Source organism: Methylobacterium sp. Leaf94 (genome assembly GCF_001426045.1).
GTDB lineage: Bacteria > Pseudomonadota > Alphaproteobacteria > Rhizobiales > Beijerinckiaceae > Methylobacterium.
On the sequence record NZ_LMRM01000034.1, the window covers coordinates 450,540 to 465,947 of the forward strand.

Genomic DNA, 15,408 nt, shown 5'->3' on the forward strand with positions numbered 1-15,408 from the left:
ACGAGGGCTGGCATCGATCAGTTTCCCGAGGAAGCCGAAGCGCGCGCGAGCCCGATGAGATCGGCGCGTTCCTCGGGTTCCTCCTCATCGGTCTCCACGAAGCGAAAGGCGCGGGCATGGGCATGCAGACGGTCAGCTCCCGGCGTTCCGGCATCGCGCTGGTGCAACGTCCGGAAGGCTTCGGTGATCTCGCCGTCCGTCTGGGTCCGGTGCATCGCTACGACGCTCCCGATGGGAACGCCGCAGAGGGAGGCTGCGAAGTCGAGCTCTTCGCGGGCCGCCGCCCGTGCGGTCACCCGGTCCGGTGCACCGAGACGCTCGTGAAGATGTCGAGCCAAATCCTCGACCGCGGCATCGCGCTCGGTCTCGGACGCTTCGGTCACCACCACCAGGGTCGAGAAGCCGAGAGACGTCACCCCGACGAAACCGGACCGGAAGGCGGCGCGCGCTTTCCCCTCCAGGGCGGAAAGATCCTGGTCCCAGAAAAGAAACGAGCCCGTCACCGCCCATTCACCCGGCTCGGCCGGATGCGCGAAGACGAAGGTATCAGAGGGGTCGAGCCGCAGTGTGCGCGGCAGCTTGAGCGCCGTCATAAACGGACCGTCCCGGTTTCAGGATCAAGCCATGCCGGTTCGCGCAGCAGCCGCGCCAGAGGCCAGCGCTCGGACTCACCCAGGATGACGTCGCCGGCCCGATCGATATGGACCGGCACGCCCGGCGGTGTCGGCAGGTGCGCGAGGTAGCGGGCGGCGATCCCGTCGAAGCCATCTTCCGCCCAGAGGGAGAACGTCCGGATCAGATTGCGGGCAAAGCTCTCCACAAGCGGAAACCGGATGTCCGCCGCAAAGCCCTCCTCGTCGAGGGCCGTCGAACCAGGAGTGAGCCCCGGATCGCCGGTGGCTCCTTTCGAGAGAAGAAGCATGGCCGAGAAGACGAGCCAGTCCGGCGTCGATTCCTCCGGGCAGTGGGCGGGCCAGCCCAACCGTCCCCCCCCGAGCCGGGCGCCGTCGAAGACTAGCACGTCGGGCCAGCCGAAGGTCAGCGGCATCTCCGGTGGACCATGCGCGCCGACAGCGTCGGCCAGGGCCGTCATGGCAGCCAGGAATGCGCGGCGCGCCGAGACCAGCGGCTCTTCCGGCGCCAGAACCACTGCAAGGTCGAGCACGCCCGCGCGTTCGGTGAGCACGAGGGTGCCCGCCGCATCAGCCCCCTGATGCTCGGCCAGCGACCGGGCTTCCGTGAAGGCATCGCAGGCACCTCCCACCAGGCGGCCGGTGAATGCCGGTGGCAGAGCGAGTGCTGTCGATCGGATTTCGAGGTCTGGGGTTGTCGTCACGGAGAAGGCAGGACTCGCGAGGAACCGGTTGCGGGAGAAGCGCTGCCACCGAGATGTCGTCCCGGCGACCGAGTCACAAGGCGCAAGATGCGCGCGGGACGTGTCGTCGCTGCGCTCCGGTGTCGGATCGCAGTTTTGAACCATTTGAGTATATGAGATACGAACGACGACGCGAAGAGGCCATCGCTGTGCCGGCCCGTCGTCTGCATCAGCTTCCCCAGATCCATCCAGGGTTCGTCCGTGTCCGACCGTATCGTATTCGCCTGCACCTGCGAGAAGACGATGTCGCTCGACGCCGAGGCGATCGGGCGTGGGTGCGGCGGGACGCTCAGGGTGGCCGATCAGCTCTGCGGCCGCGAACTCGACCGATTTCGGGGCGCCGTGCAGGCGGGCGGTGCGGTCACCGTATCCTGCACCCTGCAGTCGCCCCTCTTCGACGAGGTCGCCTCCGAGCTCGGCGCCGAGGACCGGGTGGTCTACGCCAAAATTCGCGAGACGGCAGGCTGGTCGTCCCAGGGTGACGCGGCTGGCCCGAAGATGGCAGCATTGCTCGCCGCCAGCGCCGAGCCGGTCCCGGATGCAGCCACCGTCGCGATCGAGAGCCAGGGCATCGCACTTGTTTATGGTCGCGATGCGACCGCCATCGAGATCGGCCGCCGTCTCGCGGAGCACCTCGACGTGACGGTGCTTCTAAGTCGGCCGGAAACGGTCGAGCCGCCTAAGCGCAACGACTTTCCGATCGTGCAGGGGACGATCGCCGGCGCCAAGGGACGGCTCGGGGCCTTCGAGCTGCGCATCGACGACTATGCCCTGCCGGCTCCGTCGTCCCGATCGCATCTCCTGTTCGGAGCGAGCCGCAACGGCGCCACTTCGACCTGCGACATCGTCATCGACGTCAGCGGCTTCACCGCTCTGTTTCCGGCGCACGAGGTCCGGCTCGGCTATCTCCGCGCGGATCCGCGAGATCCGGCGGCGGTCGAGCGCCTGATCACGGAGGCGTCACACCTCGTCGGCACCTTCGACCAGACGCGCTTCGTGGATTTCCACGCCGAGCTTTGCGCTCATTCACGCTCCCGCATCACCGGTTGTACCCGCTGTCTCGAGGTTTGCCCGACGGGGGCGATCGCGCCAGCGGGCGATACGGTGGCGATCGATTCCTACATCTGCGCCGGGTGCGGAAACTGCGCCTCGGTCTGCCCGACCGGGGCTGCCGCCTATGCACTGCCGCCGGCCGATGCGCTGATGCGCCGGCTGCGGACCCTGATGGTCGCCTACCAGGCCGCTGGCGGTCGTGACGGCGTGATACTGTTTCACGATGGCAACCACGGCGAACCCCTGATCGACGCCCTCGCCCGTCATGGAGACGGCCTGCCGGCCCACGTGCTGCCCGTGCGGGTGAACGAGATCACGCAACTGGGCCCGGAGGCCTTCGCGGCACTCTTTGCGTACGGCGCCGCCGGGGTCCGCATTCTCGCCCGCGACCGACCCAAGCATGACCTCGACAGTCTGCGCCGGGCGGTGACCCTCGGCGACACCCTGGCGCGCGGGCTCGGTTTTGGCAGCGGAACCGCAGAGCCGGTCGTCTCCCTGATCGAAACCGACGACCCGGATATTCTCGGCGCCACCCTGGCAGGACAGCGGGTCGGAAAAGCGGCCGGCGTTCCCTCTCGTTTCATGCCGATCGGCGGCAAGCGAGAAGTTCTACGCTTTGCCTTCAACGAGATGCATGCGGCCGCCCCCGAGCCGGTGGCGCGCATCGCGCTGGCTGGGGGGGCTCCATTCGGCGGCCTGGAGTTCCGCACCGAGGATTGCACGCTCTGCCTGGCCTGCGTCGGCGCCTGCCCGACCCATGCACTGTCGGACAGTGCCGACCGGCCGTTCCTCGCTTTCGAGGAGAGCCTCTGCGTGCAGTGCGGTCTCTGCGCGAATACCTGCCCGGAGAGTGTCATCACCCTGAAGCCGGGCGTCGATTTCGAGGCCTGGGCCGCGCCAAGGCGGGTGTTGAAGGAGGAGGAGCCCTTCGCGTGCATCGCCTGCGCCAAGCCCTTCGGCACGCGCAGCACCATCGAGCGCGTAGTGGAGAAGCTGCGCGATCGGCACTGGATGTTCCGGGGCGAAGCCGGCGAAGCGCGCGTGCAGGCCCTCATGATGTGCGAAGATTGTCGTGTCGAGGTCGCGGTGAATCAGGGCTTTGATCCCCATGCCGGCCCCGAGCGCGACCGCCCGCGCACCACGGAGGATTATCTCCGCGAGCGCGCCGCCCGCGGCGAGGCGATCTAGCCGGATCGGCCGCTGCCATGGGCGACTGGACGTGGCGGAGCATGGAGGAGCGGGATCTCGTACAGGTCGTCGCTCTGGCCGACCGGCTGTTCCCGGACCATCCGGAGGATGCGGCGCATTTCGGCGAACGGCTCGCGTTGGGAGCCCGCCTGTGTCTGGCTCTGAGCGACGCGCATGCAGGCGTCGCGGGGTATGCGGTTGCGTATCCCTGGCCGCTCGGACGAGTTCCGCCCTTGAACCGATCACTCGCGCCCGTGCCGTCGGCGGAGGGCGCTGCCTACCTGCATGACCTCGGTATCGAACCGGCGCTCGCCGGTGCCGGGCAGGCCGGAGCGGGTCTGGCGCTCCTGATCGGCCGGATGCGGGAGGCCGGGCTGCACGACCTGGCCCTGGTGGCGGTCAACGGGACCGTGCGGTTCTGGGAGCGCCACGGCTTTCGAAGCTGCGCGCCAGGCGACGCGACGGCGAGGACGCTCGCCAGCTACGGCGGCGAGGCCCGTTACATGATCCGGACGCTGTGAGCCGGATTCAGCGCGTCGCCGTCGCGCTCTCCAAGAACTTCACGAGTGCCTCCCGGTCTTCCGCCCGGTTGATCGTCTGCTCCGGCATCCGCGTCCCCGGTGTGTAGCGGGTCGGGCCGACCTCGAAGAGCCGAGCGATGGTGCGCGCGTCCCAGACGATGTCCATGCCCCTCAGGGCGTCGGAATAGCGGTAGCCCGGCACGGTGGCGATGCGCCGGCCGATGATGCCGGCGAGCGTGGGGCCGGCGCGGGGGCCGTCCTCCGGGGTGAGAGCGTGACACGCGACGCAGGCCTGGAACACCTCGGCGCCCCGGTCCCCGTGATACGCGGCCAGGGCATCCGACGGACGCGGCATCGCCAGGGGACCGATCGGTTCGCCGCTCAGGGCATCCCAGCGCCGGATCATTCGGTCGCTGCCGCCCGTGAGGAGTTCGCGTCCGTCCGGGCGCCACGCGATGGACCAGACCGGCAGGCCCGGCCCGACGAGGCGGTGCAGGATCGTACCCGATTCCCGGTCGATCAGCGCGACCGCGCCGCCGGCGGTGGCGGCGGCGATCCGGCGGCCATCGGGGGAGGGCGCGAGCGCGATGACCGGGTTCGGCCCGACATCGACCGAGGCGCGGACCGATCCGTCCGGGTGTAACAGGCGTACGACCGCGTCCCCGCCCGCGACTGCGATTTCGCCGTCCGGCGTCACTGCCAGCGCGTTCAGGATGGTGGGCAGCGTGACCACGATGGGCACGCCCGCGGGGTCGTCGGCCCGCGGCCAGATCCGCACGGTGGCGTCGTAGCCGGCGGTGACCGGCCGCCGATCCGGCAGGAAGCCGACAGCGTTCACGTTGCCCTGGTGCCCCGCGAGCACGCGGGCCGGGCCGCCGGCGATCGGGCGGATCCGGGCGGTTCCGTCCCAGGCGGCCGAGGCTAGCAGCGATCCGTCAGGCGAGACCGCCAGCGCCGCCACCGGCCCCGCATGTTCGGTGAAGACCCGCTCCGGCTCGGGTTGGCCGGCGCGCCAGAGCGCGATACGGCCATCTTCCGAGGCCGTGACGAAGCCGCCCTCGGACAAGGCGGCGACCGCGTTTACGGCCCCGTCATGGAAGCGCAGGACGGTGAGCGCGCTGCCGCTGTCGATCGCCCACAGGATCGCGGCCTGATCGAAGCCGCCCGAGATCGCGAGGGCACCCCCCGGCGCGACCGCCAGCGCCCGAACCGGGCCGCCGTGGCCGCGCAACTGGGCAGCCGCGGGTGATCCTGACAGGACGGAGGCGAGAACGCAGAGGGCGAGTGCCCGCCGGGACGGGACACGATCGACCAAGGCTTTGCCGAATATCTGCACTGCATCCCCCGCGAGGAAACGCCGGGATACCGGCCCGGCGCGCGAATTTAGACGATCCGCCAGAGAGATGTCGCTGCATGGAGACGGGACCCGGTGACGCGGGAGACCCGGGGGGCGCTTGATCATCGCTCGGCGATGGCGCATCGCTCGACAGATGATCGCATCCGACCGCAGCGCCCTCGAATCGGAGGCCGGCTCGCCCGCAGCGGCACCCGGTCCGCGCCGGACCGCATCCTCGGCCCTCATGCCACTGACGCAGGCCGTTCGTCTCTTGACGGAGCACCTTGTCCCGGTCGCACCGGAGGCGGTGCCGCTCGCCGAGGGCCTCGGCGGGACCGGCGCCGTCGACTGCCATGCGCCGCGGGCCATTCCGGAATTTGCGACGGCCCTGCGGGACGGTTGGGCCGTGCGCGGTGCGGACGTCGTCGGCGCCTCGCCCTTCGCGCCGATTCTCGTCGTGGGCCGCCCGCCCTGGGTCGAGGCCGGCGCGCGGTTGCCGGAGGATGCCGACACGATCCTGCCCCCAGAAGCCATCGAGGGATCGTCCATCGTGGCCGATGTCCCGGTGGGGGAGGGCGTGCGTACGGCCGGTGCCGAAGCCTCGCCCGGCACCCTGCTCCTCGCCACCGGTCAGCGGGTGACGGCCCTGCACCGGCTGGCCCTTCAGGCGGCCGGCTTCGCGAGTCTCGCCCTACGCCGTCCCCGCCTGACCCTGATCGTCGCGGGAGCGCCCGAGGCCGACACGCTCTCCCCCCTCCTGGCGCATTGGATCACCGCGGCGGGCGCGCTGGTGCCCAGCATCGTGGCCGCCAACACACCGGACGCGATCGCGGATGTGCTCAGAACACAGGACGGCGACGCCGTTCTGACGATCGGCGGGACGGGCTTCGGACACAACGACCACGCCTCCGCCGGACTGGCCCTGGCTGGAACGGTGCGGGCGCATGGCATCGCCCTCCAGCCGGGGGACACCGCGGGCTTCGGCGAGGTGGGAGGACGGCCCGTCATTCTGCTGCCGGGGCGCCCCGACGCGGCGCTCGGCGCCTTCGTCGCCCTCGCGCGCCCGCTGATCGCGAGCCTGTCCGGAGCTCGGGCTCCGGCGGGAAGCGGCGCACCGCTTCTGGGCAAGATCGCCTCCACCATCGGCATGAGCGAGATCGTCTTCGCCCGCCGGATGCCTGACGGCCTTCTGCCGCTGGGCGGCAGCGACCTTGCGCTGGCTAGCTTGATCCACGCCGATGCGGCGATCCTCGTCGGACCGGAATCGGAAGGATATCCGGCCGGCCGCGTCGTCCCGGGGCTCGCGCTGTGAGCGACGCCGTGCCCACCGACACCGCCGCGGAAGACGCCTTCCTGGACCGGCTGGCGCAGGCCGCGCGCCAGGAGCAATTCCTCACGGTGGTCAGCCGGGAAGAGGCCCTCGCGCGCTTCCGCTCGGCGGTGCCGCACGCGGCCCTCGCGGCCGAGACCGTGTCCCTCGTCGACGCACTCGGGCGCGTCCTGGCCCACGACGTCGCCTCGCCCATCGACGTGCCGCCCTTCGATCGCGCCCTCGTGGACGGATTCGCCCTGCGCGCTGCGGATACCGAGGGCGCGGACGAGGCGCGGCCGCGGCGCCTGATCCTGAACCGCGAGATCCTCGCCTGTGGGGTCGCACCGGTCATGGCCGTGGCCACCGGCACCGCGACGCCGATCGCCACCGGCGGAGTCGTCCCGCGCGGCGCCGATGCCGTCGTGATGGTCGAACAGACCGAGTTCCGCCCCGACAGCCTCGCGATCGACCTCGTCCGTCCGGCCCGGCCGGGCCAGTTCATCGGCTATGCCGGGGCCGACATGGCCTCGGGCGAGACGGTCCTGCGCAAGGGAATGCTGATCACCGCGCGCGAGATCGGCATGCTGGCCGCCTGCGGCCTCGCCGCCGTCGACGTCGTCCGCCGGCCCCGGGTCGCGATTCTCTCGACCGGCGACGAACTGGTGGCGCCGGGCCGGGCGCTGAAGCCCGGGGCGATCTACGATTCCAACGGGCCGATCGTGGCCGCGACCGTCAGCGAGAACGGCGGCACCGTTTGGCCACTGGGTATCGTTCGCGACGACGAGGCCGCCCTGGACGCGGCCCTCCGCACCGCCATCGCCGACAGCGACATCGTCGTCCTGTCGGGGGGGACCTCGAAGGGGGCCGGCGACGTCTCGCACCGCATCCTTCAGCGCCTCGGCGAACCCGGTATCCTCGTGCATGGGGTCGCCCTGAAACCCGGGAAGCCCCTCTGCCTCGCGGTCGCGGGACAGACGCCCGTGGTCGTCCTGCCGGGCTTTCCGACGTCGGCGATGTTCACGTTCCACGACGTCGTGGTGCCGCTGGTGCGGGCGATGGCCGGCCTGGCGCCGCGGGAGGACACCTTTGTCACGGCGATCCTGCCTCAGCGCGTGCCCTCCGAGCGCGGGCGCACGGAATTCGTGATGACCGCCCTGGCCGAGACGGAGGGCGGCCTGCGCGCCCTGCCGCTGCCCAAGGGATCCGGCTCGGTGACGGCCTTCTCGCAGGCCGACGGCTTCTTCGCGGTTCCCGCTGCCCGGGCCGGCCTGGAGGCCGGGGAAACCGTGTCGGTCACCCGGCTCGGTGCTGGCGTCCGGCCGCCGGATCTGACGATCATCGGCAGTCACTGCGTCGGACTCGACCGGGTGATCGGGCGACTCGCGGAGCACGGACTTCGTGCACGGCCCATCTGGGTCGGCTCAGCCGGGGGGCTCGCCGCCCTGGCCCGGGGGGAGTGCGACCTCGCCGCGATGCATCTCCTCGACACCGAGACGGGCATCTACAACCGGCCGTTCCTCGGGCCCGGACTGGAGTTGGCCGAAGGCTGGGGACGCCTGCAGGGCGTCGTCTTCAAGCCCGGCCATCCCCTGTTCGAGGGCTGCTTGCCGGACGAGGCTGTCGCCGCGGCCTTGGCCGAACCCGAGATCGTGATGGTCAACCGGAATACCGGCTCGGGCACCCGCGCCCTGGTCGACGGCCTCCTGAAGGGCGCCCGTCCGCCCGGGTTCTGGAACCAGCCGCGCTCGCACAACGCCGTGGCGGCGGCAGTGGCCCAGGGGCGGGCCGATTGGGGCGTCGCCATCGCCACCGTGGCGCGGGCCTACGGCCTCGGTTTTCTGCCGCTCGCCGATGAGCGCTACGATTTCGCCTACCGCGCCGAGCACCGCGAACGGCCGGCACTCGCCGCCTTCCTCGCCTGCCTGCACGATCCCGAGACCCGCGCCCTCCTCAGCGAAGCCGGGTTCTCGCCCGCGGAGGCGCCGTGAACCCCGCCCGGGTCATCGGCCTCGCGGGCTGGAGCGGCGCGGGCAAGACCACGCTCCTGTCCAGGCTGATCCCGCTGCTGACGGCGCGCGGCGTGAAGGTCGCAACGATCAAGCACGCGCACCACGCCTTCGACGTCGATCATCCCGGCAAGGATTCCTACGTCCATCGCGAGGCAGGGGCGTCCGAGGTCATCGTGTCGTCGTCGCGGCGCTGGGTCCAGATCCACGAGATCGGCGCCGAGCGGGAAGCGCGACTTGGCGAGCTCCTGCGCCGGCTCTCGCCTTGCGATCTCGTCATTGTCGAGGGCTTCAAGCGCGACGTGCATGCCAAGCTCGAGGTCCACCGCGCCGCCAACGGCAAGCCGCCGATCTACCCCGACGATCCCCGGATCGTGGCGGTCGCGAGCGACCAGCCCTTCACGGATGCTCCGGTGCCGATCGTCGATCTCGACGCCATCGCGCGAATCGCCGACCTCGTCCTCGCCCTGTCGGAACCGCTGGAGACGGCGCTGGCGCACCTGGAGGGACCATGGCCCAGTTGACCGACGACTGCTTCGCGTTCGGCGGTGCGCTGATGCGCATCGAAGACGCCGTGGCGCTGATCGGCGAGCGCCTGCCGATCCTGGCCGGGACCGAGTGGCTGCCGCTCGGGCTGGCCGATGGACGCGTGGCGGCCGAGCCCGTCCTGGCGCTCCATGACGTGCCTCCATTCCCGAATTCCGCCGTCGACGGCTACGCGATCCGCCACGGTGACCTCAGCCTGGAGGGCGAGACGCGGCTCCCGGTCCGCGGTCGGCTCCCCGCGGGGACGGCCGCGGAGGGAATCTCGGGTGTTGGCGTCGCGATCCGGATCTTCACCGGGGCTCCGATGCCGCCCGGGGCCGACACGGTGTTCATGCAGGAGGACGTGCGCCGCGAGGGCGACGTCGTCGTGCTGCCCCCCGGGCTGAAACGCGGCGCCAACGCTCGAGACGCCGGTGAGGACATCGCCCGCGGGGCCTGCGCGATCCCGGCTGGGCGGCGCCTGCGGCCACAGGATCTCGCCCTCGCGGCCGCTTGCGGCCATGACCGGATCGCCGTGCGCACGCGCCTGCGGGTCGCCCTGTTCTCCACCGGCGACGAACTTACAGAGCCGGGCGCGCCGCTTCCCTCCGGCGCGATCCACGATTCGAACCGCGTGATGCTCGCGACCCTGCTCGCCCGCCTCGGAGCCGAGGTCGCGGATTTCGGCATCCTGCGCGATGAACCCGATGCCCTCGCGGCGCGCCTGCGGCAAGCGGCCCGGGATCATGACCTGATCCTGACCTCGGGCGGTGTCTCCACCGGTGAGGAGGACCACGTGAAGGCCGCCGTCGAGGCGGTCGGCGCGCTGATGTTCTGGCGCCTTGCGATCAAGCCCGGCCGTCCGGTCGCAATGGGCGTTGTCGACGGTACGCCATTCGTCGGGCTGCCGGGCAATCCCGGTGCCGTCTACGTCACGCTCCTGTTCGTGGTGCGCCCACTCCTCGCGCGCCTGGGCGGCGCAAACGACGTTGCACCCCTCGGCCAGCCCGTTCGGGCCGCCTTCGCCTATCGCAAGAAGGCGGGCCGGCGCGAATTTGTCCGCGTCAGCGTCGCCCTCGGGCCCGATGCCGTCCTGGAGGCCGTGAAGTACCCCCGCGAAGGTGCCGGTGTGCTCTCGTCGCTGACGGAGAGCGACGGCCTCGTCGAACTCGACGAAACGGTGACGGCCGTGGCCGCGGGCGACATCCTCACCTTCTATCCGCACGCCGTGCTCTGGTAGCCGAGGGTGACGGACGCCGCTCGTCCGGCGGCCTCCGTCAACTGCGTTAACAACGCCTCGTCGACGGTGGTGCGGGCGGCCAGGAAGTAGGTTTCCCAGCCCAGGGACTGGAAAGCGAGGCCGAAGCGCTCGGCGATCGCGGGTGTCCCCATGCCGACATCCGCGGTGCCGGTGGCGATGAGCGCGGCGACGGCCTGATGGGTGAATTCCTCGGTCTGCGACCCCCGGATCGCGCGGCTCTCCAAACCGGCCTCGGCGCAGAGACGTTCGAACCAGATGCGCGTCCCGGCACCCCGCTGGCGGTTCACGAAGCGCAGGTCCAGGCGGGCGATGTCGCGGACGCCGGTGACCCCGTGCGGGTTGCCGGGCGGAAGCATCAGGCCCTGCTGACGCCGGAACAACGGTCGAACGTGGAGGTCCGGATCGCGGAACACGGCACCGAAGGGATCCGGGGCCGGACCTTCGGAGCCGTAGTGGAAGCCCGCCGCATCCGCGCTCCCAGTACGAAGATGCGACAGAGCGTCGAGGCTTCCGGCGATCGCGAGCTCGACGTCCGCCCGGGCTTCGACGACACCCAGAAGCAGCGGATCGTGGCTCGCCGCGAGCCTCAGGGGGGGCAATTGACGGGCCTCCAGCCTGCGCAAGGCCTCCGTCATCCGGTCCGCCTCGGCGGCGAGAAGGGGGCCGAGCCGATCGTACATCTCTGACAGCGTCGCGTGGAGCGTACGGCCATACGGTGTGAGCACCGTGCCGTGCCCCTTGGTCTTGATCGCCACCGGTTGTCCGAGGGCGGCTTCGAGGTCCGAGACCCGGCTCCAGGCCGAACGATAGGAAACTCCGAGTCTTCGCGCGGCGACGAGCAGCGAGGTGGAGGTGGAAAGCGCGTGCAGCAGGGCGAAGGTCGGCCGCAGCGCGAGACCGTTCCAATCGCCATCGGCCTGCAGCGTGAGAGGCGTCGATACGCGCATCGGCAAAGTCTTTCCTATTGATCTTTCCCGCTCCCCCGTATCATCCCGCGAGGCCCCGTGCAGCCCGGTGACGATGCTTCAGACCTTTCAGGAGACGATCTCGCGTCTGGTGACCCTCGACCGCGATGTCCTCGTGATCGCGTGGCTTTCCCTGCGTGTCAGCCTCACCGCCGTGGGCATCGGGCTCGGCATCGGGATCCCAGTGGGGGCCCTTCTGGCGGTCGCCATGTTTCCGGGGCGATCGGTCCTGGTCGGGCTGCTGAACGCCTTCATGGGGCTCCCCCCGGTGATCGTCGGGTTGGTGCTCTACCTCGTGCTGTCGCGCTCCGGCCCGCTGGGGTCGCTCGGTCTCCTGTTTACCCCGGGCGCGATGGTGGCGGCCCAGGCCGTACTGGCGACGCCCCTCGTCGCGGCGCTCACTCGGCAGGTGGTCGCCGATGCCGAGGCGCATCTCGGTGAGCAACTGCGTTCGCTCGGACTGTCGGCCCCGCGCCGGGCGCTCGCGCTGATCCACGATACGCGCTTCTCCCTCGTGACGACGGCCCTGGCCGCCTTCGGGCGCGCGATCTCGGAGATCGGCGCCGTCCTCGTGGTCGGGGGCAACATCGATGGTCACACCCGCACGATGACCACGGCGATCTCTCTGGAGACCCAGAAGGGCGACCTCAGTCTGGCCCTCGCGCTCGGGCTGGTGCTGATCGGGCTCGTCATCCTGATCAACCTGTTGGCGGCGACCCTGCGCGCCCACGCCGCGCGCGCCTACGGCTGAGCCGATGCCCGCGATCGAACTCAGCGACCTCGCGCTCGCCCGGAACGGCACCACCATCCTGGATGGCCTGAGCGCCCGGATTTCCGCCGCCGGCATCACGGCGCTGATCGGGCCGAACGGCGCCGGCAAGAGCGCCACGCTGCGCGTCATCGACGGCCTGCTCGCACCCGATGCCGGGTCGGTGCGGATCGTCGGCGCCGGCCCTTTGCGGCGCGCCTTCGTCTTCCAGCGCCCGGCTCTCCTGCGGGCCAGCGCGCTCGCCAATGTCGCCCTCGCGCTGACGCCCCTCGGCCTGTCGCGGACCGAGCGGACGCGGCGCGCCCACGCTGCCCTGGCGCGCGTCGGCCTCGGCGACCGGGCTTCGGCGCCGGCGACCCGCCTCTCCGGCGGCGAGCAGCAGCGCCTCGCCCTCGCGCGGGCCTGGGCGGTCGAACCCGATCTCCTCCTCGCCGACGAGCCAACTGCCAATCTCGATCCGGGCGCCACCGAACTCGTCGAGGGCCTGATCGCCGAGATCGCCCGGCAGGGCACGAAGGTGGTGCTCGTCTCCCACAATCTCGGACAGGTCACGCGGCTCGCCGCCGACGTCGTCGTGCTCGCCCGAGGGCGGGCCGTCGAGCAGGGTCCGACCCGCACGCTTCTCACCTCGCCCCGGGCCCCCGAAACGCGGGCCTACATCACCGGAGAACTTCCTTGGACATCCTTCGCCGCGGCCTCCTGACCTTCGGCTTCCTGTTCGCGCTCGGTGCCGCATCCGGCGTCCGAGCCGAACCGGCTTCCATCGTCGTTGCCTCCACCACGTCCACCGAGCAATCGGGCCTGTTCAAGCACCTGCTGCCGGTCTTCGAGGCGAAGTCCGGCATCGCCGTGAAGGTCGTGGCCCTCGGCACCGGACAGGCCCTCGACGCGGCCCGCCGGGGCGATGCCGACGTGGTTCTGGTGCACGATCGCCCGGCCGAGGAGAAGTTCTTGGCCGAGGGCTTCGCCACGAAGCGCTGGGACGTGATGTACAACGACTTCGTCCTGATCGGACCGAAATCCGACCCGGCCGGTGTCCGTGGGGGCGACGCGGTCGCGGCTTTCGGCAAGCTCGCGGTGGCCAAGGCTCCGTTCGTCTCGCGCGGCGACCGGTCCGGCACCCACAGTGCCGAGTTGCGGACCTGGAAGGAAGCCGGCGTCGATCTCGCGGACATCAAGGGCGACTGGTACCGCGACATCGGCCAGGGCATGGGACCGGCCCTCAATACCGCTTCGGCCCTGAACGCTTACCTCCTGGCCGACCGCGGGACCTGGCTCGCGTTCAAGAATCGCGGCGATCTCACCATTCTCGTCGAGGGCGACAAGCGCCTGTTCAATCCCTATGGGGTGATGCTGGTGAACCCGGCCAAGCATCCGAACGTGAAGGCGAAGGAGGGCCAAGCCTTCATCTACTGGCTGATCTCACAAGAGGGGCAGGCGGCGATCGCGAGCTACAAGATCGAGGGCAAGGAGCTGTTCTTCCCCAACGCGAGCAAGTAGGGCCGAAGCTTTCGTACGGGGAAGCCGGATCATCGGGGAAAGCGTCGGGTCGAGCTGCCCTCCGGGCGGGGCAATCGTTCATCGATCTTTTCTTCGAGACGGGTGACGTCGGCTCCCGCAAGCCTGCCGGCTGCGGCGATGCGCGTCGAGAATGCGTCGCGCAGGATGCGCGCCCTGACACTGATCGGGATGCGATGCGGGCATGTGGACGGCGCCACGTCGAGTGCCTTGCTGCCATCTCGCTCCAGGGCCTATCGGTGAATCATGACCGAGTTCATCGAGCACACCGACGGCGAGGAGATCCTGGAAGACGGTCACGGGGTCCGGTTCATCCTGCCGGCATGGCGGTTCGACCTCCCTGTCACCCGAGGGGCGTGCAGAGACGAGTTGTCTGATGGCCGAAGGGTGCGAACCTTCAGCATCCAGAAGGGTGACCTTTCCGCGAATGAAGCGCGTCATTACGCGGGCCGGCTGCGGGACGCGCCGGCCCGGGCGATGGCGGTCTTCGACGCAAGTCGACGCGATGTTCATCCACCCGGAAAAACGATGCGGGCCAGTTTCACGATCAACGTTCTCCCGGGCCTGCTGATGACGCACGATTGGTGCATCGTCAGCCAATACAACGCACGCCCGAGCCCGGGCGAGCGCTGGCGAAATCCGCCCTTCTCGATCGGGGTCAGGCCGCAGGCCCCTCACGCTCGGGAGGAAGTCCTCTACGTCGATCTCGCCACCTTCCCCACGGCCGGATCTCAGGAACAAGGCCGCCACGTCGATCTGGGACCGGAGGCCGTCGTCCCGTTGCAGCGGGATCGCTCCTATGCGGTCGCCATTGACTTCGCGGATGGGGCCGGCGGCGAGGGCCTGCTGAAGGTGAGAGTCGATGACAAGCTCATCGTCGATTACGCCGGCCCGACGGGCTACGCCAACTTCGCCGGGTGCTTCTTCGCCTACGGCCTCTACCGCTCGCCGTGGTGCCCCGGGTGTGAGGGCCTGAGCGCGCCCTTCGTGAACGTCGTGGAAGGCGTCGCTGAGTAGTCGCTGGACCCGCCGCTCGTACGAACGACGAGTCCTCCGGGCCGCACCTCGTCACGCCTGCGGTCCGAACGGTGCCGCAGGACGGTTTCCCGGATCGATCTGCCGGGCAATCCTGCGATTGCCCGGCGCTCTCATCTAATCAGTGCCGATCGCGACGGACGACGGCGGCGCCGTGATCGGCCCTGGCACGATCTCGGTTCACGGCACTCCGACCGACAGCCGCAGCGTGATTGTCTCTGCGCAGACCTGCCCCGTCCTGGTTGACGGCCGCCTGATCCCGCGCGATGGCGGCTCGGTCTCCGCGCCGTTCGTCTCGGCGCAAGACTGCGCCATCATGATATTCCCTGGCCCGGTCCGTCCCGACGGACCTGCGATCATCGGCGCTCGATTGCTCAGCGCGGTTCAGATCGCGGCGCTCCGCAGCCGCTCGCCCGTTGTCGCGGCGCTGAATCGCTGCGTCAGACTGCGCAAGGGCCGGCAGCACCGCTGAGGCTGAGAGAAAAAGTGATAAGGTGGCGAGGGTGAATTTGGATTGGGTCATGTGGTGAACCTCGTCCGATTT

General features: G+C 70.1%; 15 protein-coding genes. 11 read left to right on the plus strand and 4 right to left on the minus strand.

Annotation, left to right across the window (positions count from 1 at the left end):
• Positions 1–17: 17 nt before the first annotated feature.
• Positions 18–593, minus strand: coding sequence for a DUF6505 family protein (locus ASG63_RS17620; RefSeq protein ID WP_056219209.1), 576 nt, complete (start codon positions 591–593; stop codon positions 18–20).
• Complete coding sequence (locus tag ASG63_RS17625; RefSeq protein WP_056219212.1) at positions 590–1,336, minus strand: biotin/lipoate--protein ligase family protein; 747 nt, start codon at positions 1,334–1,336, stop codon at positions 590–592. The genes ASG63_RS17620 and ASG63_RS17625 overlap by 4 nt, the downstream gene beginning before the upstream one ends.
• Before the next feature lie 282 nt (positions 1,337–1,618).
• Between ASG63_RS17625 and ASG63_RS17630 the strand changes: the two genes are divergently transcribed.
• Together ASG63_RS17630 and ASG63_RS17635 are read left to right on the plus strand one after the other, a co-directional pair.
• Entirely contained in the window at positions 1,619–3,616 is a 1,998-nt protein-coding gene (locus tag ASG63_RS17630) for a 4Fe-4S binding protein (protein WP_056219215.1), read from the plus strand.
• A gap of 17 nt (positions 3,617–3,633) precedes the next feature.
• Positions 3,634–4,137 (plus strand): GNAT family N-acetyltransferase, encoded by a 504-nt coding sequence (locus ASG63_RS17635; RefSeq protein WP_082559361.1) that lies wholly within the window; start codon positions 3,634–3,636, stop codon positions 4,135–4,137.
• Positions 4,138–4,144: 7 nt separating this feature from the next.
• Here ASG63_RS17635 and ASG63_RS17640 read toward each other — a convergent pair whose 3' ends face one another.
• Complete coding sequence (locus tag ASG63_RS17640) at positions 4,145–5,395, minus strand: c-type cytochrome (RefSeq protein WP_443189810.1); 1,251 nt, start codon at positions 5,393–5,395, stop codon at positions 4,145–4,147.
• A 232-nt stretch (positions 5,396–5,627) separates the two neighbouring features.
• Between ASG63_RS17640 and ASG63_RS17645 the strand changes: the two genes are divergently transcribed.
• From ASG63_RS17645 to ASG63_RS17660, 4 genes are read left to right on the plus strand one after another with little or no spacing between them, the layout of a single operon-like run.
• Positions 5,628–6,785 carry a molybdopterin-binding protein gene (locus ASG63_RS17645; protein WP_082559363.1) on the plus strand — a complete coding sequence of 386 codons (1,158 nt, stop codon included), beginning with the start codon at positions 5,628–5,630 and terminating at the stop codon, positions 6,783–6,785.
• 8 nt (positions 6,786–6,793) lie between these two features.
• Complete coding sequence (locus ASG63_RS17650) at positions 6,794–8,773, plus strand: molybdopterin biosynthesis protein (RefSeq protein WP_200957558.1); 1,980 nt, start codon at positions 6,794–6,796, stop codon at positions 8,771–8,773.
• Positions 8,770–9,315 carry a molybdopterin-guanine dinucleotide biosynthesis protein B gene (gene mobB, locus ASG63_RS17655; protein ID WP_056219221.1) on the plus strand — a complete coding sequence of 182 codons (546 nt, stop codon included), beginning with the start codon at positions 8,770–8,772 and terminating at the stop codon, positions 9,313–9,315. The genes ASG63_RS17650 and mobB overlap by 4 nt, the downstream gene beginning before the upstream one ends.
• On the plus strand, positions 9,303–10,556 hold the full coding sequence (locus tag ASG63_RS17660) for a molybdopterin molybdotransferase MoeA (protein ID WP_056219223.1): 1,254 nt from the start codon (positions 9,303–9,305) through the stop codon (positions 10,554–10,556). The genes mobB and ASG63_RS17660 overlap by 13 nt, the downstream gene beginning before the upstream one ends.
• Here the strand turns inward: ASG63_RS17660 and ASG63_RS17665 are convergent.
• Complete coding sequence (locus ASG63_RS17665; RefSeq protein WP_056219226.1) at positions 10,532–11,524, minus strand: substrate-binding domain-containing protein; 993 nt, start codon at positions 11,522–11,524, stop codon at positions 10,532–10,534. The genes ASG63_RS17660 and ASG63_RS17665 overlap by 25 nt on opposite strands.
• Positions 11,525–11,597: 73 nt before the next feature.
• Between ASG63_RS17665 and ASG63_RS17670 the strand changes: the two genes are divergently transcribed.
• From ASG63_RS17670 to ASG63_RS17690, 5 genes are all read left to right on the plus strand, one after another.
• Positions 11,598–12,293 carry an ABC transporter permease gene (locus tag ASG63_RS17670; protein WP_056219229.1) on the plus strand — a complete coding sequence of 232 codons (696 nt, stop codon included), beginning with the start codon at positions 11,598–11,600 and terminating at the stop codon, positions 12,291–12,293.
• Between the two features lie 4 nt (positions 12,294–12,297).
• Complete coding sequence (locus ASG63_RS17675; protein ID WP_056219232.1) at positions 12,298–13,014, plus strand: ABC transporter ATP-binding protein; 717 nt, start codon at positions 12,298–12,300, stop codon at positions 13,012–13,014.
• Positions 12,987–13,811, plus strand: coding sequence for a substrate-binding domain-containing protein (locus ASG63_RS17680; RefSeq protein ID WP_056219235.1), 825 nt, complete (start codon positions 12,987–12,989; stop codon positions 13,809–13,811). Before ASG63_RS17675 ends, ASG63_RS17680 begins: the two co-directional genes overlap by 28 nt.
• Positions 13,812–14,075: 264 nt before the next feature.
• Positions 14,076–14,846, plus strand: coding sequence for a hypothetical protein (locus ASG63_RS17685; RefSeq protein ID WP_056219238.1), 771 nt, complete (start codon positions 14,076–14,078; stop codon positions 14,844–14,846).
• A gap of 142 nt (positions 14,847–14,988) precedes the next feature.
• Positions 14,989–15,336, plus strand: a complete 348-nt coding sequence (locus ASG63_RS17690; protein WP_056219241.1) for a hypothetical protein — start codon at positions 14,989–14,991, stop codon at positions 15,334–15,336.
• The last annotated feature ends 72 nt before the right edge of the window (positions 15,337–15,408 follow it).